Source organism: Stenotrophomonas sp. YAU14D1_LEIMI4_1 (genome assembly GCF_003086815.1).
In the GTDB taxonomy this organism is placed as follows: domain Bacteria; phylum Pseudomonadota; class Gammaproteobacteria; order Xanthomonadales; family Xanthomonadaceae; genus Stenotrophomonas.
This window is the reverse complement of sequence record NZ_CP025997.1, coordinates 2802463-2823822: the sequence shown is the minus strand read 5'-3', so window position 1 is coordinate 2823822 and position 21360 is coordinate 2802463. Positions and strand designations below refer to the sequence as shown.

Annotated in this window: 18 protein-coding genes; 11 read left to right on the top strand and 7 right to left on the bottom strand. The window is 68.6% G+C overall.

What is annotated here, in order from left to right:
- Positions 1-14 precede the first annotated feature (14 nt).
- The gene (locus tag C1932_RS13215) at positions 15-914 is read left to right on the top strand and encodes a M48 family metallopeptidase (RefSeq protein WP_108753653.1); all 900 of its coding nucleotides are present in this window, start codon (positions 15-17) and stop codon (positions 912-914) included.
- Positions 915-1496: 582 nt separating this feature from the next.
- On the opposite strand, the gene xseA is transcribed toward C1932_RS13215, so the two are convergent.
- Positions 1497-2828 carry an exodeoxyribonuclease VII large subunit gene (gene xseA, locus C1932_RS13210; protein ID WP_108762487.1) on the bottom strand — a complete coding sequence of 444 codons (1332 nt, stop codon included), beginning with the start codon at positions 2826-2828 and terminating at the stop codon, positions 1497-1499.
- Positions 2829-2872: 44 nt separating this feature from the next.
- Positions 2873-3943 carry a tRNA epoxyqueuosine(34) reductase QueG gene (gene queG / locus C1932_RS13205; protein ID WP_108762486.1) on the bottom strand — a complete coding sequence of 357 codons (1071 nt, stop codon included), beginning with the start codon at positions 3941-3943 and terminating at the stop codon, positions 2873-2875.
- Positions 3944-3966: 23 nt separating this feature from the next.
- Here queG and C1932_RS13200 point away from each other — a divergent pair, with 23 nt between their 5' ends.
- From C1932_RS13200 to C1932_RS13175, 6 genes are all read left to right on the top strand, one after another.
- A complete protein-coding gene (locus C1932_RS13200) occupies positions 3967-5451 on the top strand; it encodes an NAD(P)H-hydrate dehydratase (protein WP_108762485.1) in 1485 nt (494 codons plus the stop codon).
- Complete coding sequence (gene tsaE / locus C1932_RS13195; protein ID WP_108762484.1) at positions 5448-5930, top strand: tRNA (adenosine(37)-N6)-threonylcarbamoyltransferase complex ATPase subunit type 1 TsaE; 483 nt, start codon at positions 5448-5450, stop codon at positions 5928-5930. Before C1932_RS13200 ends, tsaE begins: the two co-directional genes overlap by 4 nt.
- Positions 5931-6012: 82 nt before the next feature.
- Positions 6013-7566: an N-acetylmuramoyl-L-alanine amidase gene (locus C1932_RS13190; protein ID WP_108762483.1), complete on the top strand. Its 1554-nt coding sequence runs from the start codon at positions 6013-6015 to the stop codon at positions 7564-7566.
- 121 nt (positions 7567-7687) lie between these two features.
- Positions 7688-9589 (top strand): DNA mismatch repair endonuclease MutL, encoded by a 1902-nt coding sequence (mutL, locus tag C1932_RS13185; RefSeq protein WP_108762482.1) that lies wholly within the window; start codon positions 7688-7690, stop codon positions 9587-9589.
- A gap of 26 nt (positions 9590-9615) precedes the next feature.
- Positions 9616-10545 (top strand): DUF1684 domain-containing protein, encoded by a 930-nt coding sequence (locus tag C1932_RS13180; RefSeq protein WP_108762481.1) that lies wholly within the window; start codon positions 9616-9618, stop codon positions 10543-10545.
- Positions 10546-10547: 2 nt separating this feature from the next.
- Positions 10548-11486: a TraB/GumN family protein gene (locus C1932_RS13175; RefSeq protein WP_108762480.1), complete on the top strand. Its 939-nt coding sequence runs from the start codon at positions 10548-10550 to the stop codon at positions 11484-11486.
- A gap of 94 nt (positions 11487-11580) precedes the next feature.
- Here the strand turns inward: C1932_RS13175 and phaR are convergent, their stop codons facing one another.
- The 3 genes from phaR to gluQRS all read right to left on the bottom strand — a co-directional run bounded on the left by phaR (position 11581) and on the right by gluQRS (position 13982).
- Entirely contained in the window at positions 11581-12120 is a 540-nt protein-coding gene (phaR, locus tag C1932_RS13170; RefSeq protein ID WP_108754841.1) for a polyhydroxyalkanoate synthesis repressor PhaR, read from the bottom strand.
- A gap of 183 nt (positions 12121-12303) precedes the next feature.
- Positions 12304-13044, bottom strand: coding sequence for a beta-ketoacyl-ACP reductase (locus C1932_RS13165; RefSeq protein ID WP_108753644.1), 741 nt, complete (start codon positions 13042-13044; stop codon positions 12304-12306).
- A gap of 17 nt (positions 13045-13061) precedes the next feature.
- The gene (gene gluQRS, locus C1932_RS13160; RefSeq protein ID WP_108762479.1) at positions 13062-13982 is read right to left on the bottom strand and encodes a tRNA glutamyl-Q(34) synthetase GluQRS; all 921 of its coding nucleotides are present in this window, start codon (positions 13980-13982) and stop codon (positions 13062-13064) included.
- A 93-nt stretch (positions 13983-14075) separates the two neighbouring features.
- On the opposite strand from gluQRS, the gene htpX reads away from it, so the two are divergent.
- The gene (htpX, locus tag C1932_RS13155; protein ID WP_108762478.1) at positions 14076-14942 is read left to right on the top strand and encodes a protease HtpX; all 867 of its coding nucleotides are present in this window, start codon (positions 14076-14078) and stop codon (positions 14940-14942) included.
- A gap of 444 nt (positions 14943-15386) precedes the next feature.
- On the opposite strand, the gene C1932_RS13150 is transcribed toward htpX, so the two are convergent.
- Complete coding sequence (locus C1932_RS13150) at positions 15387-16214, bottom strand: inositol monophosphatase family protein (protein ID WP_108762477.1); 828 nt, start codon at positions 16212-16214, stop codon at positions 15387-15389.
- 120 nt (positions 16215-16334) lie between these two features.
- Between C1932_RS13150 and C1932_RS13145 the strand changes: the two genes are divergently transcribed.
- The 3 genes from C1932_RS13145 (at position 16335) to C1932_RS13135 (ending at position 20213) form a co-directional block, all read left to right on the top strand.
- A complete protein-coding gene (locus C1932_RS13145; RefSeq protein ID WP_108762476.1) occupies positions 16335-17105 on the top strand; it encodes an RNA methyltransferase in 771 nt (256 codons plus the stop codon).
- Between the two features lie 76 nt (positions 17106-17181).
- Positions 17182-18090, top strand: a complete 909-nt coding sequence (locus C1932_RS13140) for a phosphate/phosphite/phosphonate ABC transporter substrate-binding protein (protein WP_108762475.1) — start codon at positions 17182-17184, stop codon at positions 18088-18090.
- Positions 18087-20213 (top strand): EAL domain-containing protein, encoded by a 2127-nt coding sequence (locus tag C1932_RS13135; RefSeq protein WP_108753639.1) that lies wholly within the window; start codon positions 18087-18089, stop codon positions 20211-20213. The genes C1932_RS13140 and C1932_RS13135 overlap by 4 nt, the downstream gene beginning before the upstream one ends.
- 64 nt (positions 20214-20277) lie before the next feature.
- Here C1932_RS13135 and epmB read toward each other — a convergent pair whose 3' ends face one another.
- Positions 20278-21318: an EF-P beta-lysylation protein EpmB gene (gene epmB, locus C1932_RS13130; protein WP_108762474.1), complete on the bottom strand. Its 1041-nt coding sequence runs from the start codon at positions 21316-21318 to the stop codon at positions 20278-20280.
- Positions 21319-21360 lie beyond the last annotated feature (42 nt).

Here is a 21360-nt window from a genome sequence, read left to right as displayed (position 1 = left end):
CGGAAGACCTGCCGATGCGCAACGATCCCTTTTCCCGCTCGCCGCAACAGGGTTCGCCACGGCGCGGCCTGTTCGGCAACATCCGCTGGTGGGTACTGCTGCTGGCCGCCGGCTATGCAGCGTACTACTGGTTTTCCAACCGAACGGTGGACCCGTACACCGGCGAGAAGGTGCTGATCGACAGCAGCCTGGATGCCAGCGAAGAACGTGCGTTGGGATTGCAGGCCTACCAGCAGATCCTGGCGCAGGAACGGCCACTGGACCCCAACGCGCAGATCTCACGCGATGTGCGCGCCATCGCCCAGCGCCTGATCGCCAAGGTGGATGTGGTGGAAACCGCGCTGGCGCAGGAACATGGGCTGCAGCCGGGGCACTTCTCGCGCGATTTCGAGTGGGAAGTGAACGTGATTCCCAGTGACCAGGCCAACGCCTTCTGTCTGCCCGGCGGCAAGATGGCCGTGTACACCGGGCTGGTGCCGGTGGCGCGTACCACAGATGCCATGGCGGTGGTGATGGGGCACGAGATCGCCCATGCGCTGCTGCGCCATGGTGCACAGCGCATGGCCCAGCAGAAGCTGACCCAGATCGGGCAGATGGCCGGTGCGGCCAGCGGCATGGATGCGCAGCAGCAACAGATGATGATGTCGGCGATGGGTTACGGCTATCTGTTGCCGTACGCGCGCAGCCACGAGACGCAGGCCGATGAAGTGGGTCTGATGCTGGCGGCGGCGGCGTGCTTCGACCCGCGCGAGGCGATTCCGCTGTGGCAACGCATGGGGCAGGCCAGTGGTGGCCAGTCGCCGCCGGAGTTTTCGTCGACCCATCCCAATCCCGGCACCCGCATCCAGAACCTGCAGGCGCTGATGCCGAAGGCCCTGGAGTACCGGCAGAAGTTCTGCGAGCAGGCGCGGTAGAGGGGGCGGCAGGGCTCGCAGCCCTGCACCTGCTTGGATCAACGGCAACGGCAACGGCAACGTCAAAGGCGGGTTTCCCGGGGATGGCGGGGCGGTGTCGGATTGCGGGGACGCCGCAAGTACGTCCGTGTAGGCTTGGCAGCCGCATCCATGCGGCTGACACCCCGCACTCCGACACCGCCCCACCTCTGACAGATCGCCGCGGTCTGTCGGAATGGCATTCTGCTCTGGTAGGTGTCGACCTTGGTCGACACGGTAGATCCACGCCATGCGTGGATGAAATTGTCAGACATCGAAAAGAATGCGGGGTCAGAGCCCGTTGCTACGCAACGGGATCCGACCCCGTGCTGTTCCGACAGTTCGCGGGAATCTGTCAGATGTGGGGCGGTGTGGGTGGGCAGGACCGCAGGCGCCATGGATGGCGCCTACGAGCCCCCATGGACGGGTTTACGGCGTGTCCTGCCCACCCACACCGCCCCGCCATCCCGCGCAATGCACGCTGTTGCTGTTGCTGTTGCCGTTGCTTCAGTCGAGCATGGCTCGACTACAGGGGTGCAGGGCGCAGCCCTGCCGAACAACCCCTCACTTGACCTGTACGTCGATCACGCCGTCACCCACGCGGGCCTGCAGGGCATCGCCCGGCTGCACCTGGTCGATGTGCCGCACCAGCGCGCCGTCGTCGGCACGGGTCAGGATGCTGTAGCCGCGCGCCACGGTGGCCAGCGGACTGACCGCCTCCAGTGATCGCGCCAGCCCGCGCAGGCGCAGGGCGTCGCGTTCCAGCAGCCGCTGCAACGCGGCCTGCGGACGCCCGCGCAACACGAGCAGGCGCCGCTGCATCTCGTCCAGCTGGCGCTGCGGGTGGTGCGCGCGCAGCACGGCCGCGGCATGGCGCAGGCGCGCCGCACGACGCTCCTGCTGTTGATTGAACGCGGCATGCAGGCGTCGGCCCAGATCCACCTGGCGGCGGCGCAGCAGGTCCAGTCGCGCCTGCGGGCTCTGCGCGTTCAGACGCAGCAACGCACGGTCGGCGCGCTGCATCGCCTGCTGCATCGTATGCCGCTGCAGCTGCACCATGCGCGCCGCGCTGCGGCGCAGGCGCAGGGCCAGTTCGCGCTGGTCCGGTACCAGCAGTTCGGCGGCCACCGACGGTGTGGGCGCGCGCAGGTCGGCAGCGAAATCGCTGAGGCTGAAGTCGGTCTCGTGGCCGACGGCCGAGACCACTGGCGTGCCGCTGGCAGCGATCGCGCGGGCCAGCGCCTCGTCGTTGAAGGCCCACAGGTCTTCCAGTGAACCACCACCACGGGTGAGCAGGATCACGTCGTAGCGGCCGCTGGCATCGGCGGCCTGCAGCAACCGGGTGATCTGCGCGGCGGCGCTGCTGCCCTGTACCAGGGTCGGCAGCAGGTCCACTTCCAGCAGCGGGAAGCGCCGCGCCAGCACACTCAGCACGTCGCGCACGGCGGCACCGGTGGGCGATGTGATCACCGCCAGGCGTTGCACGTGCGCAGGCATGGGCCGCTTGCGCGCGGGGTCGAACAGCCCCTCGGCCTGCAGCCGTGCCTTCAGTTCCTCGAACGCGCGGCGCAGGGCGCCTTCGCCGGCCTCTTCCATATGGTCGAGCACCATCTGGTACTCACCGCGCGCGTCGTACAGCGTCACCTTGCCGCGCACCAGCACGCGCATGCCCTCGCGTGGCACGAACTTCAGGTACTGCGCCTTCATCCGGAACATGGCGGCACGCAGCTGCGCGCGTGCATCCTTCAGGGTGAAGTACAGGTGCCCGGAGGCGGGGCGGGCCACGCTGCCCAGTTCTGCTTCCACCCAGATGGCCGGGAAACTGCCTTCCAGCAGGTCGCGGGCCAGCGTGTTGAGCTGGCTGGGGGTGAGGATGTCGTTGTTGCGAGATTGCATGGATGCGGCGCGTGGCGGGTGGAACGGGGGCTCAGGATCGCACGTCAGGCTGCGCCGTGCTGGGCCAGGGCCCACTGCACGTGCTCGCGCACCACGGGCGAGGGATCGTTGGCGCGGGTATGCAGTGCGGCCAGTGCCTCGGCCGATGCCGGCGCATTGCCCAGCGCCACGGCAATATTACGCAGCCAGCGTTCATGGCCGCTGCGGCGGATCGGGCTGCCCTCGGTGCGGCGCAGGAACTCCGCTTCGTCCCAGGCGAAAAGCTGGTCCAGGCGCGCGGTATCCAGGTTGTTGCGCGCGCGGAAATCGGCCTCGTCGGTGCGCTTGGCGAACTTGTTCCAGGGGCAGACCAGCTGGCAGTCATCGCAGCCATAGATGCGGTTGCCGATCAGCGGCCGCATGTCTTCGGGAATCGCGCCGTCGTGCTCGATGGTCAGGTAGGAAATGCAGCGGCGTGCATCCAGTCGATGCGGCGCGGTGATGGCCTGGGTGGGGCACACATCGATACAGCGCGTGCAGGTGCCGCAGTGCGCGGTGGCCGCTGCATCGATCGGCAGCGGAATGTCGATGTAGATTTCGCCGATGAAGAACCACGAGCCGCCATGGCGATCGATCAGACAGGTGTGCTTGCCGATCCAGCCCAGCCCGGCGTTGCGTGCCAGCGCACGTTCCAGCACCGGTGCGGAATCGACGAAGACGCGGTAGCCCAGCGGGGCGACTTCGTCGTTGATCTGTGTGGCCAGCTTCTGCAGCCGGTTGCGCATCAGCTTGTGGTAATCGCGGCCCAGCGCGTAGCGCGCCACATAGGCGCGGCCGGGATCGGCCAGGGTCGCCCAGGCTTCGGTGTCGTCCTTGTGGCTGTAATCCATGCCCACCGAAATCACCCGCACGGTGCCGGGCAACAGTTCAGCGGGGCGGGCGCGCAGCGTGCCGTGGCGGGCCATCCAGTCCATGGTGCCGTACAGGCCCTGGCCCAGCCAATCGGCCAGGTGCGCTTCATCCTCGCCCAACTCGATGCCGGCGATGCCGCAGCGCTGGAAGCCGTGCGCGCGCGCCAGATCGCGGATGCGCTGCACGGCCAGGGCCGGATCGAGGGGGGCAGGGGCAGGGGACATGCGCACCAGTATAAAATCTCCGCATGGCCAACCTTGCCGATCTGTTCGATTCCGCTGCCGCGCGTGCGCTCGATGCGCAGGCGTCGGCGCTCGCCGGCGATGGCGGCTGGGAGCTGATGGCCCAGGCCGGGCTGGCCGCGTGGCAGCGTCTGTTGCGGTACTGGCCGCAGGCGCTGCACGTGGGCGTGGTGGTGGGCAGTGGCAACAATGGCGGCGATGGCCTGGTGCTGGCCCGCCACGCGCAGCTGGCCGGGCGCCGGGTGAGCGTGCTGACCCAGCCGGGCAGACCGCCGGGCACCCCGCTGGCACGCCGCGCCGCGTCGGATTTCAAGTCCGTCGGGGGCGCGCTGACCGAGTTCGACGGAACGCTGCCCGACGCCGATGTCTGGGTGGATGCCCTGTTCGGCCTGGGCTTCGACCGTGCGCCGGAAGGCGTGGCCAAGGCGCTGATCGGCGCGTTGAACGCGCAGGGCTCACCGGTGCTGGCGCTGGATGTGCCCAGCGGCGTCGACGCCGACCGCGGCAGCGTGCCCGGTGTCGCGGTGCATGCCACGCTGACGCTGCAGTTCATCGTGGCACATCGCGGCCTGTATACCGGCAACGCACTGGAGCATGTGGGCGAACACGCCCTGGCGGCGCTGCAACTGCCCAAAGCGGCGTGGCAGGGCGTGGAAGCGGCCGCTGAATGCTGGACGGCTGATCGCCTGGCGGCGCTGCTGCCGCCGCGGCGGGCCAACACGCACAAGGGGGAATCGGGCCACGTCCTGTGCGTGGGCGGTAACCATGGCAGTGGCGGCGCCATCGCCCTGGCGGCCGAAGCCGCCCTGCGCGCGGGTGCGGGCTTGTTGAGCATCGGCACCCGTCGCGATCACGTCGGCCCGTTGCTGGCCCGTCTGCCCGAAGCCATGGCCCATGCGCTGGAAGACGGTGACGCGCTGCCGGCGCTGCTGGGCCGGGCCGGCGTGGTGGCGATCGGTCCGGGCCTGGGCCAGGACGACTGGGCGCGCGCGCTGTTTACGCGGGTAACGGCCTGCGGCAAGCCGCTGGTGATCGACGCTGACGCCCTGAACCTGCTGGCCCAGGACCCGCACAGCATTGCCGATGCCATCCTGACCCCGCACCCCGGCGAGGCAGCCCGCCTGCTGGAAACCACTACTGCCGCCATCCAGGCCGACCGTGCCGGCAGTGCGCAGGCACTGGCGCAGCGCTATCACGCGGTGGTGGTGCTGAAGGGCGCCGGCAGCATTGTTGCTGCGCCGGGGCAGGCGCCGCGCCTGATCGCCGCGGGCAACCCCGGCATGGCCGTGGGTGGCATGGGCGACCTGCTGACCGGCATCATTGCCAGCCTGCGCGCGCAGGGGCTGTCCGCCTTCGACGCGGCGGCCGCTGGCGCGCTCCTGCACGCCCTGGCCGGCGATGCCGCTGTGGCCGATGGTGCGCGCGGCCTGCTTCCTACTGATCTGCTGGCGCCCCTGCGGCGGCTGGCCAACCCGGAACACCCCCGATGACTGAATTCTTCCTTGCAGATCCCGAGGCCACCGAACTGCTGGGCCAGTGGCTGGCCGCGACCCGTCCGCCGCAGGCGGTGGTTGAACTGCGTGGCGACCTGGGCGCTGGCAAATCCACTACCGCCCGTGCGCTGCTGCGTGCGCTGGGCGTGCAAGGGGCCATCCGCAGCCCGACCTACACCCTGGTCGAGCGCTATCCGCTGGCCAGCGGTGGCGAGGCCTGGCACCTGGACCTGTATCGCATCGGCCAGGCCGGCGAGCTGGATTTCCTGGGATTGGACGAGGGAAGTGCGGTGCTGTGGCTGGTGGAATGGCCCGAACGTGGCGCCGGTGCGCTGCCGCCTACCGACCTGGTGGTGGCGCTGGACATCGAAGGCCATGGCCGGCGCGTCCGTCTCACTGGCGTCAGCGACGCAGGCCGGGAATGGCTGGATCGGCTCCCCGATGGGGGCGACTTGCAGGCCATTTCTGTCGCCTGACGAGAACAAACATCGGCAGGTTACGGATTATTAAGGAAAAAGGTGTTGCATTCCATTCAGCGCGGTGATTGAATCCTGAGCCATGCGCCTGGGGAACCGTCTCATCGCCATCTGTGCCGCCGTCGGACTGGGTCTGACGAGCGCGGCTGCGTGGGCGGGCGAGGTTCGCCAGGTGGTGCTGAACACCGGTTCGACCGGCACCCGCGCCGAGATCGCGCTGGTTGGCAGTGGCGGCTACAAGACCCTGTCGCTGTCCTCGCCGAACCGGCTGGTGGTCGATTTCCCCGATTCCAGCGCGGTGCGCAACCTGAAGATGCCGGCCGCACAGGGCGTGGTTACGGCTGTGCGTACCGGTCAGCCGGTGCCCGGCACGTTCCGCGTGGTCTTCGACCTGGCCGAATCGGTGGCGCCGTTCCGCCCGCAGATGCAGCGTGAAGGCAATGAATCCAAGCTGGTGATCGAGTGGCCCGGTGACGGCGCGGCACCGGTTGCCAGTGCGCCGGCCGCGCAGCCCCCCGTTGCCAGCCCGGCGCCCGCGCCCACGCCGGCGGCGCAGAGCGCGCAGACTCGCGGTGATGCCGCCCGCGCTACCGCGCTGCTGACCGCGCAGGTGCAGCAGCAGGCCAGCGCCAGCGCGGCGGCTCCGGTGGCACCGGCGCCCGCACCCACGACCACTCCGGCACAGGTAGCTGCAGCGGGCACCGTGGCCGCCAGTACACCGCCTGCCGGTTCCCCGGCCGCCATTCTGGCCGGGCAGCCGACCCGCGCCGTGGTCAGTACGCCGGCCGCACCGGCGCCGACGCCCGCAGCCCCCACCGAGGCGCCGCGCCCGGCCATGCCCAGCGATGCCTCGCGTATCCGCATGCAGCCCGGTATGCGCCATCTGGTGGTGGCGATCGATCCGGGGCACGGTGGCCAGGATCCGGGCGCGATCGGCCCGACCGGCAAGCGCGAGAAGGACGTGACCTTGGCGGTTGCGCGTGAACTGGCGCGCCAGGTCAACGCAACGCCGGGCCTGAAGGCCTTCCTGACCCGCGACAGCGACGTCTTCATCCCGCTGCCGATGCGTGCGCAGAAGGCGCGTGCGAACAAGGCCGACATTTTCATCTCGATCCACGCCGACGCCGCGGAAAACCGCTCGGCCACCGGTTCGTCGGTGTACGTGCTGTCCACCAAGGGCGCGTCCTCGCAGCGTGCGCGTTGGCTGGCAGACAAGGAAAACGCGGCCGACCTGGTCGGCGGCGTGCGCCTGCAGCAGACCGAAGGCACCCTGGCCAACGTGCTGCTGGACCTGGCCCAGAGTGGTTACATGAAGGCATCCGAAGACGCGGCCGGGCACGTGCTGGGCGGGTTGAAGCGGATCGGCAACAACCACAAGCCGAACATCGAGCGGGCCAACTTCGCGGTGCTGCGCACCTCGGACATGCCGGCCATGCTGGTGGAAACGGCCTTCATCTCCAACCCGGACGAAGAGCGCCGCCTGATCGACCCGGCGTACCAGCGCAAGGTTGCCGGCGCCGTGCTGGATGGCGTGCACACCTTCTTCAGCCGCCAGCCGCCGCCGGGCACGCTGTACGCCGCCCGTGCCCAGGCCGAGATCGACGCCGCGGCCACCATGGCCGGCGGCAGCAAGTAACCCGCCGAAGGCGGGTTTCTGCTTTCTGTAGAGTCGAGCCGCGCTCGACTGGACCTTACCGGCAACCCGTTAGTCGAGCATGGCTCGACTCTACCCATGGCGGCTCCGCTATCATCGCTGCATGAAGTCTGATGCTCATCCGCGCCCGATCCGGCCGTTGCCGGAAATCCTGATCAACCAGATCGCCGCCGGCGAAGTGGTCGAACGCCCTGCGTCGGTCGTGAAGGAGCTGGTCGAGAACGCCATCGATGCCGGCGCCAGCCGCGTCGACATCGATCTGGAAGAGGGCGGCGTGCGCCTGATCCGCATCCGCGACAACGGCAGCGGCATCGCGCCGGAACAGTTGCCGCTGGCGGTATCGCGGCACGCGACCAGCAAGATCGCTGATCTGGACGATCTGGAATCGGTGGCCACGCTGGGCTTCCGCGGCGAAGCGCTGCCGTCGATCGCCTCGGTCAGCCGCTTCACCCTGGCCTCGCGCCGCGCGCATGACGAACACGGTTCGGCGCTGCAGATCGAAGGCGGCAAGATCGGTGAAGTGACCCCGCGCGCGCATGCGCCGGGCACCACGGTGGAAGTGCGCGAGCTGTTCTACAACGTGCCGGCACGGCGCAAGTTCCTGCGCGCCGAGCGCACCGAACTGGGCCATATCGAAGAGTGGCTGCGTTCGCTGGCGCTGGCACGGCCCGATGTCGAGCTGCGCGTGTCGCACAACGGCAAGGCATCACGGCGCTACAAGCCGGGTGATCTGTACTCCGATACGCGGTTGGCGGAAACGCTGGGCGAGGATTTCGCCACCCAGGCGGTGCGCGTGGACCACAGCGGTGCCGGCCTGCGCCTGCACGGCTGGATCGCCCAGCCGCATTATTCGCGGGCCAGTGCCGACCAGCAGTATCTGTACGTGAACGGCCGTTCGGTGCGCGACCGCAGCGTGGCGCACGCGGTGAAGATGGCCTACGGCGATGTGCTGTATCACGGCCGCCAGCCGGCGTATGTGCTGTTCCTGGAGCTGGACCCGACCCGGGTGGACGTGAACGTGCATCCGGCCAAGCACGAAGTGCGCTTTCGTGATTCGCGGCTGGTGCACGATTTCGTCTACCGCACACTGAAGGACGCGCTGGCCGATACCCGCGCCGGTGTGTCCGCGCAGGAGATCGGTGCCGGTGCGGCCCACCCCGTGGACGCCGCGGGTGCGCCGGTGCAGTCCAGTGCCGGGGCGTCGGGCTTTGGCCTGGTGCGCGGGCCCGCGCTCGGTTCGGGCGGCGGCGGTGGTGGTTTCTCCGGCTGGCGCCCGCAGCAGCCGCTGGGCCTGCAGGTGGCCGATGCGCCGGCCGCCTACGCCGCGCTGTACGCCAGCACCGGTGCCGGTGAGCGCAGCGGCGCGCTGCCGCCCATGCCGAGCGAGAACGGCCTGCCGGTAACCAGCGCCGATGCCGGCGTGCCGCCGCTGGGCTACGCCATCGCCCAGTTGCATGGCATCTACATTCTGGCCGAGAACGCCGAAGGCCTGATCGTGGTGGACATGCATGCCGCCCACGAGCGCATCGGCTACGAACGGCTGAAGAACGCGCACGATGGCATCGGCCTGCAGTCGCAGCCGTTGCTGGTGCCGATCACCCTGGCCGTCGGCGAGCGCGAGGCCGATACCGCCGAAACCGAAGCGGAAACGCTGGCCGCGCTGGGGTTTGAAGTGACCCGTGCCGGCCCGGGCGCGCTGCATGTGCGCAGCATTCCGGCGCTGCTGGCCAATGCCGAGCCGGAGGGCCTGCTGCGCGACGTGCTGACCGATCTGCGCGAGCACGGCCAGAGCCGGCGCATTGCCAGTGCGCGTGACGAACTGCTGTCGACCATGGCCTGCCACGGCGCGGTGCGCGCCAACCGTCGCCTGACCGTGCCGGAAATGAACGCGCTGCTGCGCGACATGGAGATCACCGAGCGGTCCGGCCAGTGCAACCACGGTCGGCCGACCTGGGCGCGTTTTTCGCTGGCGGAGATCGACCGCTGGTTCCTGCGCGGCCGCTGAGCCGCGTCACGTTGAGGGGAGCATCGATGCGTTACTGGGGAGCGGGCGGCCTGCTGGTCGCCCTGGCGCTGGCAGCCTGCAGTCCGGCCCCTGCGCCGGTGCCGGCACAGACCGAAGATCCGGCCTTCGCCGCGCAACAGCAGCAGTGGCGTGTGCAGCGCTACCAGGATCTGGTGCGGCCCGATGGCTGGACCGCGCTGGTGGGCCTGCACTGGCTGCAGAACAAATCGCACTTCATCGGTAGCGGTGCCACCAGTGGCATCCGCCTGGCGGTGGGCCCGGCCAAGCTGGGCCTGCTGCGTCGTGAAGGCAGTCAATGGTGGTTCACCCCCGAAGCCGGCACCGACGTGACCCACGAGGGACAGCCGGTGCGGGGGCGGATCCGCATGGGCACCGACAAGGACGCGCAGCCCACGCTGCTGGCCTTCGATGGCGGCAAGGGCCAGTTGAGCCTGATCCGCCGTGGCCCGCGTGACGCGCTGCGGGTGAAGCACGCCGATGCGGCGGCCCGGCGCGATTTTGCCGGCCTGCAGTACTGGCCGGGCGGTACCCAGTGGCAGGTGCCGGCGCGGTTCATCGCCCACCCTGCGGGCAAGACCCTGCCCATCGTCGACATCACCGGCCTGACCACCGACATGCCCAATGCAGGGGCGGTGGAGTTCGAGCGTGATGGACGGCAATGGCGCCTGGAAGCCATCGGTGAACCTGGCCAGCCCCTGTTCCTGATCTTCGCCGACCGCACCAGTGGCCATGGCAGCTATCCGGCCGGTCGCTACCTGGACACCGCCGCGCCGGCCGCGGACGGCAGCCTGACCCTGGACTTCAACCACGCCTACAACCCGCCCTGTGCCTTCACCGCCTTCGCGACCTGTCCGCTGTCGCCGCCGGAAAACCGGATGGACCTGCGCGTGGATGCGGGCGAGAAGGCCTACCACCTGCCCCCGGGAGAGGGCTGACCATGTCGATCAGAACCCTGTTGCGAAGTGCTGCACTGTTGCTGGCCTGTGCCGTTGCGCCCCTGGCGGCCGCGCGCGGTGCGCCTGCCGAGAGCGGCGCCAGCAAGCCGCCGGTACCGCTGCTGTGGAAGGTGACCGGCGCCGGTGATGCGCGCCTGTACCTGCTCGGCTCGTTCCACCTGCTGACCGCGCAGGACTATCCGCTGTCGGCCGATGTTGAAAAGGCCTTCGACGCCTCGCAGCGCGTGGTGTTCGAACTGTCGCCGGAAGACATGCAATCGCCGCAGCTGGCCAGCCGCATGGTGCAGGCTGCCACCCGCACCGACGGCAGCGAGCTCAAGCGTGACCTGGACAAGGCGAACTGGCAGAAGCTGCAGGCGTTTGCCGCCAGCAACAACCTGCCGCTGGCGCAGTTGCAGGGCATGAAGGCCTGGTTCGTGGGCCTGACCATTTCGGTCGGGCAGATGCAGAAGATGGGCTTGGACCCGGCGCTGGGCCTGGACCGCCATTTCATGGAGCGCGCGCAGAAGACCGGGCGCAGGACCGCGGGCCTGGAAGACATCGATACCCAGATCAGCATGCTGGACGGCATGAGCGCCACCGAACAGCGGCAGATGCTGGCCGAGGCGCTGGACGAGGTGGCCAAGGGCGATGCGCAGGCGCGCCAGCTGCACGATGCCTGGCGCCGTGGCGATGAGCGCCTGCTGTGGAACAAGATGGCCGTGGAGATGCGCCAGCAGTACCCGCAGCTCTACCAGCGCATCAACACCGGCCGCAACGACGCCTGGGTGCCCAAGCTGGTGCCGTACCTGCAGGCCGGGCAGGGTGGCACCCTGGTGGTGGTGGGCGGGCTGCACCTGCTGGGCAGCGATGGGGTGGTGGAAAAGCTGAAGGCCAAGGGCTACAAGGTCGAGCGCGTGTGCACAGGGTGCAAGCGGTAGATCTACGCCACGCATGGATGCCGCGGTAACGACGGCTGCAACAAAAAACGGCGCGCCAGGGGCGCGCCGTTTTCGTTGCAGCCGATGACCGGACTCAGCGCCGGGTCTTGCCGCCGGTGCCGGTGCCGGTGCTGGCACCGCCCTCGTTCGGCTTGCTGCCGGTACCGGTACCGGTGCCGCCCGGGCGAGGGCCGCCGAAGCCGGCGCCCATGTTGCGCTGGAACTCCTGCCACAGCTCCAGGTTGCGTTCGGTCAGCTGGTTCATCATCGCCCACGGGGTCTGCCCCAGCAGATTGCCCATCTGCTGGCGGAACTGCTGCTGCTGGTCCAGGAAGACCTGCATGCTGCGTTCCAGGTAGTTGCCCATGAAGCCCTGCAGCGAATCGCCATAGAAGCGGATCAGCTGGCTCAGCAGCTGGGTGGACAGCATCGGTTCGCCGTCCTGTTCCTGGTCGGCAATGATCTGCAGCAGCACCGAGCGGGTCAGGTCGTCGCCGCTCTTGGCGTCGCGGACCTCGAAATCCTCGCCATCCAGGATCAGCTGGCGCACGTCTTCGATGGTGATGTAGCTGGAAATCTCGGTGTCGTACAGACGACGATTCGGATACTTCTTGATGATGCGGGTCGCAGCCATGAAGCGGTACTCGTCACAGTAGATGTGCAGCATGGCGCAGTGCACAAGCCTTGGCAACCGCCCCAGCCCCCGCCGGGCTTGGCTTTGCACGCCGATCATGTTGCGCAGCAAGGGTTTGCGTGCTGCGCAGCATGAGCGCGGCGCGACCGCCCCGGAGCGGCGCGGCCGCCCGGGTTGCGCGGCTTACCAGCCCATGTGGTGGCCGCCGTTGATATCCAGGTTGCTGCCGGTGATCCAGGCTGCCTCGTCGGCCACCAGGAACGACACGCCATAGGCGATTTCTTCCGGCTTGCCCAGGCGCCCGGTGGGAATGTCGGCAATGATCTTGGCGCGCACCTCTTCGGGCACGGCCATCACCATGTCGGTGGCTACGTAGCCCGGCGAAATGGTGTTGACGGTGATGCCGAAGCCGGCGTTCTCGCGAGCGAGCGAGATGGTGAAGCCGTGCATGCCGGCCTTGGCCGCGGCGTAGTTGGCCTGGCCATACTGGCCCTTCAGGCCGTTGATCGAGCTGATCTGGATGACCCGGCCCCAGCCGCGGCGGCGCATGCCTTCGATCACCGGGCGGGTGACGTTGAACACCGAATTGAGGTTGGTGTTGATCACATCGTGCCACTGCTCGGCACGCATGCGATGGAAGGTGGTGTCGCGGGTGATGCCGGCGTTGTTGACCAGGATCTCGACCGGGCCCAGTTCGGCTTCCACCGCGCGCACCATGGCCTCGGCGCTGGCCGGGTCGGAGACATCGCCGGGGAAGATCGACACGTTGTAGCCGCGCGCAGTCATGGCCTGCTGCCAGGCGCGGGCCTTGGCTTCGTCGCGGTAGTTGGTGGCGACCCGGTGGCCCTGGTCGGCCAGGCGTTGGCAGATGGCGGTACCGATGCCGCCGGTTCCGCCGGTGACCAGTGCGACGCGAGATGTCATGGAATGCTGTCCGGGTTTCAGGTGGGGGAAGGGGGATTCTGCAACATCGGCGCGGAAAGTGCGCCGTCGGCCAGCAGGATGTCCTGCCGTGGCAGGCGCGCCGGATCGAAGGCGTGCCGGGCGGCCTGCAGCAGCGCGGGCAGGTCTTCGCAGTCGTCCAGGGCCGCCGGCGGTTGCCCCAGCAACGCCCACAGCTGGCGCAGGACCGGCAGCGGCCGCGCGCTGTCCACCGGCAGGGCCGCCAGCGATTTGGACAGCTTGTGGCCCGGCGTATCCAGCAGCAGCGGCAGGTGCCAGTAGCGCGGCACGGCCAGGCCCAGGGCCTGCTGCAGCAGGATCTGGCGCGCGGTGGAATCGAGCAGGTCGGCGCCGCGCACCACCTCGGTCACGCCCTGCGCGGCATCGTCCACCACCACCGCCAGCTGGTAGGCCCAGCAGCCATCGGCGCGGCGCAGCACGAAATCGCCAACCTCGGCGTGTACGTCCTGCTGCTGCGGGCCGCGCAGGCCGTCGACGAAGCGGACCATGCTGCCCGGCGGCACCCGGAAGCGGACGGCCGGGTCCGGTCGCGGTGAGCGGGCCACGCAGCGGTGGTGGATGCCGCCGCTGGCCGCCAGGTCGCTGCGGCTGCAGTGGCAGACGAAGGCCAGGTCGCTGGCCAGCAGCACATCCAGCGCGGCCTGGTAGACGGAGTTGCGCTCGCTCTGCCAGAGCACCGGGCCATCGTGGGCCAGGCCGAAATCGGCCAGGGTGCGCAACTGCGCCTGCGCCGCACCAGGCACCGTGCGCGGCGGATCCACGTCTTCAATGCGCAGCCGCCACAGGCCGCCGGCGTGGCGCGCGAGCAGCCAACTGCCGAAGGCGGCAAGCAGGGAACCGGGGTGCAGCAGGCCGGTGGGCGAGGGCGCAAAGCGGCCGCAGGGAATGGGGGAGGTCATGCTGGCTGAATCGTCGGTCAGGTTGGCGCTTGAATTCAAGCTGACTGCACCGCAAATTGGCAGATATCGACCCCTTCCGAGCCGGAATTTCCCATGTTCACCCGCATCGCACTCTTTCTAGCCACGAACTTTGCCGTGCTTATCCTGGCCAGCATCGTGATGTCGCTGCTGGGGGTCAATCCCAGCCAGATGAGCGGCCTGCTGGTGATGGCCGCGATCTTCGGCTTCGGCGGCTCCTTCATTTCGCTGCTGCTGTCCAAGTGGATGGCCAAGCGTTCCACCGGCGCGGTGGTGATCACCGAGCCGCGCAACCCGACCGAGCGCTGGCTGCTGGCCACCGTTGAACGCCAGGCCAAGGCCGCCGGCATCGGCATGCCGGAAGTGGCCGTGTATGACGGCCCGGAAATCAATGCGTTCGCCACCGGCGCGAACCGCAACAACGCGCTGGTGGCCGTATCCACCGGCCTGCTGCACAACATGAGCGAAGACGAGGCCGAGGCCGTGCTGGGCCACGAGATCGCCCACGTGGCCAACGGTGACATGATCACCATGGCGTTGCTGCAGGGCGTGCTGAACACCTTCGTGATCGTGCTGGCCCGCGTGGTCGGTGGTGTGATCGACAGTGCGCTGTCGGGTAACCGCGAAGGCGGCGGCCGTGGCTTTGCGTACTACATCATCGTGTTCGTGCTGGAGATGGTGTTCGGCCTGTTCGCCACCATGATCTCGATGTGGTTCTCGCGCCATCGCGAATTCCGTGCCGACGCCGGTGGTGCATCGCTGGCCGGTCGCCAGAAGATGATTGCCGCGCTGGAGCGCCTGCAGCTGAACCATGGCCAGAGCACGCTGCCCAGCCAGATCGCCGCCTTCGGCATTGCCGGCTCGAGCGCCAAGAAGCTGTTCATGAGCCACCCGCCGCTGGAAGAGCGCATTGCCGCGCTGCGGGCTTCGACGGTGGCGTAAGTCTCGGCTTTCAAGGTAGTGCAGGAACGCCTGGCCCCGCGCCGGGCGTTCTTGTTTGCGGCAATGTATGCGTCGGTAGTGCCGGGTCATGCCCGGCGGATCATTTCCGCGCCTGCGGAGAGGTGTCACTTTCTTTGCTCGTGCAAAGAAAGTAACCAAAGGAACACGCCGCCATCCGCGAGCCGTCGTGCTGCGCACGACGTTTCCCTGCGCTCCTCGGTGACCCAGGGGACGGCGCGGAACTCGCTGCGCTCAGACACCCGCGCCTCTTCGCCCCTGGTTCCCCTGCGGTGCTCGGCTCGCTACAAGGCGGACCCACGTCAAGGTCAAAAGCCACAGCCGCCCGTACCTGGCAGCATGGAGAACCGTGATGCATCGCAGTCTACGCAAACAAAAACGGCACCCTCCCGGGTGCCGTTTCGATGCGCCGCTGCGATGCGCCGCTCAGAACTTGGCGTCGAACTCGGCGGCGTAGGCGGTGTTTACCAGCACCTTCTGCAGGGCTTCGGCCACCTTCAGGTTGCCGGCCACGATCTGGTGGGTGTCCGGGCCGCGGTTGTCCATGCGGGCCAGGGTGGCGCCCTTGAAGTCGCACACCTTGCCGCCGGCTTCGCGCACCAGCAGCAGGCCAGCGGCCACGTCCCAGGCCTTCACGCCGGCTTCGAAGTAGGCATCGGCGCGGCCGCAGGCCACGTAGGCCAGGTCCAGCGCGGCCGAACCGGTGCGGCGCACGTCTTCGGCATGCACCAGCAGTGCGTCCAGCGCCTTCAGCTGTGCGCTGGCGCGGCTGCGCTCACGCGGCGCGAAGCCGGTGTGGATCATGGTGCCTTCCAGGTCCTTGCGGTCGGCCACACGGATGCGACGGTCGTTGAGCACGGCGCCGGCACCACGGCTGGCGGTGAACAGTTCATTGCGCAGCGGGTCGAAGATCACCGCGTCGGTCGGTTCGCCGTTTTCCACCAGGGCGATGGACACGCAGTAGTGCGGCACGCCGCGCAGGTAGTTGCTGGTGCCGTCGAGCGGGTCGATGACCCACATCTGGCGACGCTCGCCCTGCACGCCACCTTCTTCACCGAAGATGCCGTAGTCGGGGTAGGCGCGCTTGAGTTCCTTGACGATCACCTTTTCCGCATCGGCATCGACTTCGCTGGCGTAGTCCATGCGGCCCTTCTGCACCACATTCAGCGCCTCGAGCTTGTTGATGTTGCGCAACAGGACGTTGCCGGCGAGGCGGGCGGCCTTGACCATGACGGTGACGGCGGGTTTCTGCATGGCGTGGGCTCCCGGAAAGGCAGAAGAGAAGGGCTGGCGGGGGAAAAGAGCGGGTCCGGCGCAGTGGCCGGCCGCACAGTTTACCATTGGTCTTCGTCCAGCTCGACCTTTTCCCTGTTCATGTCCCAGTTTCCCGCCGCCACCCGCATCCGTTTCGTCCTTGTAGGCACCCAGCACCCCGGCAACATGGGGGCCGCCGCGCGTGCCCTGAAGACCATGGGCCTGGCCCGGCTGGTGCTGGTCGCCCCCGAAAAGCCGCTGGACGAGGAGGCCTTCCGCCGCTCGGCCGGTGCCGAAGACGTGCTGGGCGACGCGCCCGTGGTGTCCACCCTGGCCGAGGCCGTGGCCGACTGCACCCTGGTGTTGGGCTGCACGGCCCGCGCGCGCCGGGTGCAGCTGGAGGAGTTCCTGCCGGTTGATGCCGCCGCCCGTGCGGTGGACAAGGCCGGGCAGGGCGCTGAGGTGGCGCTGGTGTTCGGCCGCGAGCGCACCGGCCTGACCAACGAAGAGCTGCAGCTGTGCCACGCCGCCGTGCATATTCCGTCCGACCCGGCGTTCAGTTCGCTCAACCTGGCCGCGGCGGTGCAGGTGCTGGCCTATGAAACGCGCATGCGCCTGCTGGCCCAGCAGCCGGTGGTACGGGCTGAAGAAGGCCTGCGCGAACAGGCGGCCAGCCATGAACAGCTGGAGAGCTTCTTCGGCCAGCTGGGGCAGACCCTGGATGAGATCGATTTCCACAAGGGGCGGGCGCCCGAGTCGGCCATGCGCAAGCTGCGCCGCCTGTTCCTGCGCGCCGAGCCCAGCGAGCAGGAAGTGCGCCTGCTGCGCGGCATTCTGGCCGACGCCCAGCGCATGGCCCGGCTGGCGCAGCCGAAGGATTCGCAAGGCTGACGAAGTTCTCATTTTTTCAGGTAGTCTGTCGCGATTACCTGGGGGATGAATCGTGCTGTCGGGTCTGCGGAAGGCAATGCAGGGGGGACTGCTGAGCCTGGCCTGGGTGCTGTTGGCCGGGATGGCGCATGCTGCGCCGGCGCCCGACCCGGTGCTGGTGCTGGGGCGGATCAGCGACAACCCGAAGGCACATTACGAACAGCTGCAGCCGCTGCTGGACTACGTCGTGGCCCGCATGCACGACGTGGGCATCCGCGAAGGACGGATCCTGATGGCGCGCGATCCGCAGCAGATGGCCAGCTACCTGCGCCGCGGCCGGGTCGACTGGGTCACGGAGACGGCCGGGACTGCCGTGGCGCTGGGCCTGCGCAGTGGTGCGCAACCGCTGCTGCTGACCGAGCGCAGCGGCGTGCGCGAGTACCACACGGTGTTCTTCGTGCGCCGCGACAGCGCGCTGCAACGAGTGGAAGACCTGCGCGGGCATCGCCTGGCCCTGCAGAACACCGCGTCCACCAGCGCCTACCTGGTGCCGGTGATGACCCTGCTTGAGCGCGGGGTGACGCCGCAGATCCTGGCCGGCAACTGGGATGTGCCCGGGCCGGACGCGGTGGGCTATGTGTTTGCGCGCAGCGAGCTGAACGTGGCCACCTTCGTGCACAAGGGGCTGGTAGATGGTGGTGCGGTCAGCAGCGTGGACTGGGACGATGAGGCGCGGGTGCCGGCAGCGTTCCGCCGCGACTTCCGCGTGCTGCTGCGCACCGAACCTTACCCGCGCGCGGTGGAAGTGGTGCGTGGCGACCTGGACCCGCGGGTGCGCGAGCGGCTGCAGCAGGTGCTGCTGCAGGCGGCGTCCGATCCACGTGCGCAGGTGGCATTGCAGCGATTTTTTGGTACTTCCGGTTTCCACCGCGTCGATGCGCATGCGCAGCAGCGGCTGGATGAATTGAAACAAGGGTTGACGCGCGTGCGGATGGAAGTTGAATGAAATGGCTCGGCTCCGGGATGCAGGCCCGATTCCTGCTCGCCATGGGCGGGGCAATGCTGGTGGTGATCGCGATCCTGGCCGTCCTGCTGGGGCGTCAGGCATCGATGCAGAGCGAGGTGAAGAGCCTCAGCGGCGGGGTGATCCACGAGCTGTTCGATCGCAGCGTGCGCAGCCGCGGCGAGGCGCTGGCGCGTGAACTGTCCGATTCATTGGCCAACCCGCTGTACTACAACGACCTGGACCAGGTTGGTGCGCTGGTGCGCGGCACGGCGCGGCAGCCGGTGGTGCGCTATGTGCTGGTGTTCGACGAGCGCGGGCGCCTGGTGCACGACGGCTCGCTGGACGTGGCCGGCTTCGGCCGCGAAATGGACGACCCGCTGGCCCGTGGCGCGGTGAAGGCACAGACCCTGGTGGTGCAGCAGTCGCCCACCGTGCTGGACAACGCCATGCCGATCACCGTGGGCAAGCAGCGTATCGGCGGCGTGCGCGTCGGCATGGCGCTGGACGAGGTGCATGAGCGCGAAGTGGCCGCCAACGCCACCCTGGGCCAGCGCCTGCAGCAGGTCGGCAGCCGCCACCTGGGCTGGCTGCTGCTGATGCTGGGCCTGCTGGTGGTGATCGGGGTGGTGGTGATCATGTACGTGCAGCGCACGCTGGTCACGCCCATCCGCGAGCTGGCTGCGGCGGCACGCCGTATCGAAGCCGGTGATTACCAGGCGCCGCTGGCCGAAAACACCCGCGACGACGAGGTGGGTGAGCTGGTGCGCGGCTTCGCCCGCATGCGCGATGCCATTGCCCGCCATGACCGCGAAGTGCGGCACATGGCCTATACCGATGCGCTGACCGGGCTGACCAACCGGCTGGCCTTCCGCGAAGCACTGGACCACCGCCTGATGGCGGCGCGCGCGTCCGGGCACCGCCTGGGGCTGCTGTTTGCCGACATCGATGACTTCAAGCGGGTGAACGACACCCTCGGCCATGAGGCCGGTGACGAGGCGCTGCTGCAGTTCGCCCAGCGCATTTCCAGCGCGGTGGCCGAAGCCGGCGGTGACGAAGCCTTGCTGGCGCGGTTCGGTGGCGACGAGTTCGTGATCCTGGTCGGCGACGGTGACGTGGCGGCCAATGCCCGCCTGCTGGCCGAAGTGCTGGTGCGCGAGCTGGGCAAGCCGCTGGTGGTGCAGGGCCGCGAGCTGTTCCTGGGCACCTCCATCGGTGTGACCCTGTTCCCCGACGATGCCGCCGATGCAACCACGCTGCTGAAGAACGGCGACATCGCCATGTACCAGGCCAAGATGGCCGGCAAGAACTGCTTCCGTTACTACAGCCGGGCCATGGACCACGCGGTCGAACGCCGCGTGCACATGGAACAGGAACTGCGCGGCGCCTGGGAGCGCGGCGAGCTGCGCCTGGCCTACCAGCCGATCTTCCGCATGCGCGATCGCCGCCTGGTGGGCGTGGAAGTGCTGCTGCGCTGGCAGCATCCCACGCTGGGAACCATTCCGCCGTCGGTGTTCATTGAAGTGGCCGAGCAGAGTGGGCTGATCGAGATCATCGGGCCGAAGGTGCTGCGCGCCGCCTGCATGGAGGCCTCGCAGTGGCCGCGCGGCGCGGCCGGCGATGAACTGTTCGTGTCGGTGAACGTGTCGCCGCGGCAGTTGCGCGGCGGTGAACTGCCCGCGCTGGTGGCGCAGTGCCTGCACGAATCCGGCTTGCCGGCTTCACGCCTGCACCTGGAGCTGACCGAAACGGCGGTGATCGGCGATGAAATGGTTGCCGCACAGCTGCTGGACAAGCTGCACCGCACCGGCGTAAAGGTGTGGCTGGACGACTTCGGTACCGGCTTCTCCGGCCTCAGCCACCTGCGCCAGGTGCCGGTGGATGGCGTGAAGATCGACAAGAGCTTCGTGGCCGACATGCAGCGCGACCCGGATGACCTGGCCCTGACCACGGCGATCATCGCCATGGCCCATGCACTGGGCATCACCGTGGTGGCCGAAGGCATCGAGCAGGAAGCGCAGTTCGAGCTGCTGGCCCAGCGCGGCTGCGACCTGGGCCAGGGTTACCGCTTGAGCCACCCGGTGACCGCCACCGAAGTGGTGCGGATGATCGAATCGGGGCTTTGACAACCCGTTGTCCAGGGGTCAGATCCCTTTTCGCAGGAAAAGGGCTCTGACCCCGGCCATGGCCTTACACCGGGCGCTTGCTCGGGTCGCCCGGCAGTTCCCGCACCAGCTTCGGCACCAGGTAACCGGACAGCCGCGCGGTCAGGCCGGCCACCAGCGCCTTGGCCTGCACATCGTCCACTTCGAAGTGGGCCACGCCTTCCACCCGGTCCAGCTGGTGCAGGTAGTACGGCAGCACGCCGGCGGCGAAGCTGCGTTCGCTCAGGTCCTGCAGGGCCTGCACGCTGTCGTTCACCCCGCGCAGCAGCACCGCCTGGTTCAGCAGCTGCGCACCGGTGCCGCGCAGGCGCGCCATGGCGCCGTCGACGTTGGCATCGAACTCGTTGGCATGGTTGGCGTGAACCACAATCGCCAGCGGCCAGGGCAGGCTGCCCAGCCAGGCCAGCAGTTCATCGTCCACGCGCTCGGGCAGCACGATGGGCAGGCGGGTGTGGATGCGCAGGCGGCGCACGTGCGGAATCTGCCGCAGCGCGTCGGTCAGTTCCACCAGCTTGTGAGTGGCCAACGACAGCGGGTCGCCGCCGGACAGGATCATCTCGTCGATGTCCGCATCGTCGGCAATGGCCTGCACCGCCTCCTGCCAGCCGCCCTTGGCCGCGTTTTCCGCGCCATAGTCGAAGTGCCGGCGGAAGCAGTAGCGACAGTTGATCGCGCAGCTGCCGGTGGCCACCAGCAGGGCACGGCCACGGTACTTCTGGATGACCCCGGTGGCCTTCTTGGCCGCGCCATCGCCCACCGCATCGAAGCTGAACCCGGGGACCACCTGCATTTCCGCATCGATCGGCAGCACTTGGCGCAGCAGCGGGTCGCTGGCATCGCCGTGGCGCATGCGGGCGACGAACCCCTGCGGCACGCGCAGCGCGAACTGCGCCATGGCCGCTTCGGAAACCCCCAGCGCCGCCGGGTCCAGGCCCAGCTGGGCCAGCAGCTGCTGCGGGTCACGCAGTGCCTGCCGCCAGAGCTGCTGCCAGCGTGCGGGCGCGCCCGGAGACTGGGGCCGGGGGAAGGCGGAAAGCTGCATGGAGAGGGGGCCTGCGGTTATCATGGGGGCATAAATCAGTTGCCCACCGGGGTTCCGGTGGGCTTT

Bases quoted from the DNA above. Each gene is read 5' to 3' on its own strand.
- C1932_RS13215 (WP_108753653.1), top strand. From the start codon at position 15: ATGCGCAACGATCCCTTTTCCCGCTCGCCGCAACAGGGTTCGCCACGG.
- xseA (WP_108762487.1), bottom strand. From the start codon at position 2,828: ATGCAATCTCGCAACAACGACATCCTCACCCCCAGCCAGCTCAACACG.
- queG (WP_108762486.1), bottom strand. From the start codon at position 3,943: ATGTCCCCTGCCCCTGCCCCCCTCGATCCGGCCCTGGCCGTGCAGCGC.
- C1932_RS13200 (WP_108762485.1), top strand. From the start codon at position 3,967: ATGGCCAACCTTGCCGATCTGTTCGATTCCGCTGCCGCGCGTGCGCTC.
- tsaE (WP_108762484.1), top strand. From the start codon at position 5,448: ATGACTGAATTCTTCCTTGCAGATCCCGAGGCCACCGAACTGCTGGGC.
- C1932_RS13190 (WP_108762483.1), top strand. From the start codon at position 6,013: ATGCGCCTGGGGAACCGTCTCATCGCCATCTGTGCCGCCGTCGGACTG.
- mutL (WP_108762482.1), top strand. From the start codon at position 7,688: ATGAAGTCTGATGCTCATCCGCGCCCGATCCGGCCGTTGCCGGAAATC.
- C1932_RS13180 (WP_108762481.1), top strand. From the start codon at position 9,616: ATGCGTTACTGGGGAGCGGGCGGCCTGCTGGTCGCCCTGGCGCTGGCA.
- C1932_RS13175 (WP_108762480.1), top strand. From the start codon at position 10,548: ATGTCGATCAGAACCCTGTTGCGAAGTGCTGCACTGTTGCTGGCCTGT.
- phaR (WP_108754841.1), bottom strand. From the start codon at position 12,120: ATGGCTGCGACCCGCATCATCAAGAAGTATCCGAATCGTCGTCTGTAC.
- C1932_RS13165 (WP_108753644.1), bottom strand. From the start codon at position 13,044: ATGACATCTCGCGTCGCACTGGTCACCGGCGGAACCGGCGGCATCGGT.
- gluQRS (WP_108762479.1), bottom strand. From the start codon at position 13,982: ATGACCTCCCCCATTCCCTGCGGCCGCTTTGCGCCCTCGCCCACCGGC.
- htpX (WP_108762478.1), top strand. From the start codon at position 14,076: ATGTTCACCCGCATCGCACTCTTTCTAGCCACGAACTTTGCCGTGCTT.
- C1932_RS13150 (WP_108762477.1), bottom strand. From the start codon at position 16,214: ATGCAGAAACCCGCCGTCACCGTCATGGTCAAGGCCGCCCGCCTCGCC.
- C1932_RS13145 (WP_108762476.1), top strand. From the start codon at position 16,335: ATGTCCCAGTTTCCCGCCGCCACCCGCATCCGTTTCGTCCTTGTAGGC.
- C1932_RS13140 (WP_108762475.1), top strand. From the start codon at position 17,182: ATGCAGGGGGGACTGCTGAGCCTGGCCTGGGTGCTGTTGGCCGGGATG.
- C1932_RS13135 (WP_108753639.1), top strand. From the start codon at position 18,087: ATGAAATGGCTCGGCTCCGGGATGCAGGCCCGATTCCTGCTCGCCATG.
- epmB (WP_108762474.1), bottom strand. From the start codon at position 21,318: ATGATAACCGCAGGCCCCCTCTCCATGCAGCTTTCCGCCTTCCCCCGG.